Below are 2,446 nucleotides of genomic sequence, written 5' to 3'. Positions count from 1 at the left end.
CGTCCCGCCGTCCCGCGGCGAGACGGCGATGACGCGGTTACCGATCGCCGCGGGCGGACCCGACGGGTCGGATGGGGTCTGCTGCCCTCCCCCACCTGTGCAGGCCGCGAGGAGGAGTCCGAGGACGGCCGTGACGGTTCCGACCCGGATGATCGGGCAACAGCGTGGCATGGTCCTGCCGACCACTTGGGTGAGCCCCTTCCCGGCGGGGCCGCACCCCACCACCGCCAGTCACCCAAGCACACTCCGAGCAGGCCGCGTCCAGCGGATGTTCTTCGCACCGCCGACGACCCGGAGAATCAACGGTTGAAGGCGGCACAAACATGATCTTCATACCGCCGGCGGCCCGGAGAATCATCGCCGGGATCACGGGCCACGCCTGCCGGCACGGCCCGTGATCCTGTGATCCCGTCAGCTCGGCGGGGCGCTACGGACGATCACCGCGAACTCCGCCGCGTCCAGGCTCGCTCCACCGACGAGTCCGCCGTCGACGTCGGGCTGTGTGAACAGCTCCGGCGCGCTGGACCCCTTCACCGAACCGCCGTAGAGGATGCGGATGACCGCGGCGACCGCCGCACCGGAGTGCTCGGCAAGCCGGTTACGGATCGCGGCGCACATGTCCTGGGCGTCCTGGGCGGAGGCGGTCCGCCCGGTACCGATCGCCCACACCGGCTCGTAGGCGACGACCAGCGTGCGGGCCTGCTCCGCGGTGATCCCGTCGAGCGAGCCGTCAAGCTGGTCCAGGACGTAGGTGACGTGGTTGCCCGCCACCCGCACCTGCTCGGGCTCGCCCACGCACAGGATCGGGGTGATCCCGTGGGCGTAGGCGGCCCGTGCCTTGGCCGCCACGAGGGCGTCGTCCTCGTGATGGTCCGCGCGCCGCTCGGAATGGCCGACCACCACATAGCCGCATCCCAGCCGGGCGAGCATCGAGCCGCTGATGTCACCGGTGTGAGCTCCGGAGCTGTGCGGGGAGAGGTCCTGAGCGCCGTAACCGATCGCGAGCTTGTCCCCGTCGACAAGAGTCTGGACACTGCGCAGGTCGGTGAACGGGGGCAGGACGACGACCTCGGCGTTGTCGAGTTCGACCGGCTTGAGGTCGAAGGCGATCTTCTGGACCAGCGCGATCGCCTCAAGATGGTTGAGGTTCATCTTCCAGTTACCCGCGACCAGGGTGCGCCGACCCGTGCCCCGGGGCTTCTTCTTGTCGTTCTTGTCGTTGGCCATCATGTCTCCAGGGCGGCGAGGCCGGGCAGGACTTTGCCCTCCAGGTATTCGAGGCTGGCACCGCCACCGGTGGAAATGTGGGTGAACGCCTCCTCGGCGATGCCGAGGGTGCGCACGGCCGCGGCCGAGTCACCACCGCCGACGACGGTCAGACCGTCAAGTCCGGCGATCGTCTCGGCCACCCCGCGGGTGCCGGCCGCGAACGGCGGGAGCTCGAACACACCCATCGGGCCGTTCCAAAAAACGGTGCGGGCGCCGCGCAGTCTGTCGGCGAACAGGGCCACCGACGCAGGCCCTATGTCGAGGCCCTTCCGGCCGTCGGGGATGGCATCGGCCGCCACCACAGCGGTGGGCGCGTCGGCGGAAACCTCGTCGGCCACCACCACGTCGGTGGGCAGCACGATCCGATCACCACCCTCACCGAGCAGGTCCTTACAGGTGTCGATCATGTTTGCTTCCAGCAGCGACCCACCGACACCGTGCCCCTGGGCTGCCAGGAAGGTGAAGCACATCCCGCCGCCCACCAGCAGAGCGTCGACCTTGGGCAGCAGCGCCCGGATCACCCCGAGCTTGTCGCTGACCTTCGACCCGCCGAGAACGACGACGTAGGGACGGGCCGCGGAGCCCGCGAGGGTCCGCAGCACCTCCAGCTCCCTGAGCACGAGCTGCCCGGCCGCGTGCGGCAGCCGCTCGGGCACGTCCACGACGCTGGCGTGCGCACGGTGGACGGCACCGAAGGCGTCACCGACGTAGTACTCGGCCAGCCCGGCGAGCTGGTCGGCGAACGCGGCCCGCACGGCCGCGTCCTTGCTGGTCTCCCCCGGATGGAACCGGAGGTTGTCCAGGAGCGCAACCTCACCGTCGCCCAGCCCGGCGACGATTTTCTGAGCCTGCGCCCCGGCGACGTCGCCGGTACCGTCACCGGCGAACGCGACCGGCCGCCCGAGCAGCTGCGCGAGCCTCCCGGCGACCGGGGCGAGTGAGTACGCCGGGTCGGGTGCACCCTTGGGTCGTCCCAGATGGGAACAGACGACCACCCGGGCGCCCCGGTCCAGCAACGCCCGGATGGTGGGCACGCTTGCGCGTACCCGTCCGTCGTCGGTGATCCGGGGTGTGTCGCCGGAACGGTCCAGCGGAACGTTCAGGTCGCTGCGGACGACAACCCGCCGCCCGCCAACCTGTAGATCGTCAATGGTCGTCACGCCGTTACTCCGAAGTC

2 protein-coding genes are annotated in these 2,446 nt (G+C 70.2%); both read right to left on the bottom strand.

Features of this window, described 5'->3' with window-relative positions; all coding sequences use genetic code 11:
* Positions 1–411 precede the first annotated feature (411 nt).
* The gene (tpiA, locus tag DD1DGNOD_RS09285) at positions 412–1,227 is read right to left on the bottom strand and encodes a triose-phosphate isomerase (RefSeq protein ID WP_131769911.1); all 816 of its coding nucleotides are present in this window, start codon (positions 1,225–1,227) and stop codon (positions 412–414) included.
* On the bottom strand, positions 1,227–2,429 hold the full coding sequence (locus DD1DGNOD_RS09280) for a phosphoglycerate kinase (protein WP_131766213.1): 1,203 nt from the start codon (positions 2,427–2,429) through the stop codon (positions 1,227–1,229). Before DD1DGNOD_RS09280 ends, tpiA begins: the two co-directional genes overlap by 1 nt.
* Between the last annotated feature and the right edge of the window lie 17 nt (positions 2,430–2,446).

Source organism: Candidatus Protofrankia californiensis, from assembly GCF_900634765.1.
Classification (GTDB): Bacteria; Actinomycetota; Actinomycetes; order Frankiales; family Frankiaceae; genus Protofrankia; species Protofrankia californiensis.
The sequence above is the reverse complement of the archived record's forward strand: the minus strand, read 5'-3'. Positions and strand labels throughout refer to the sequence as shown.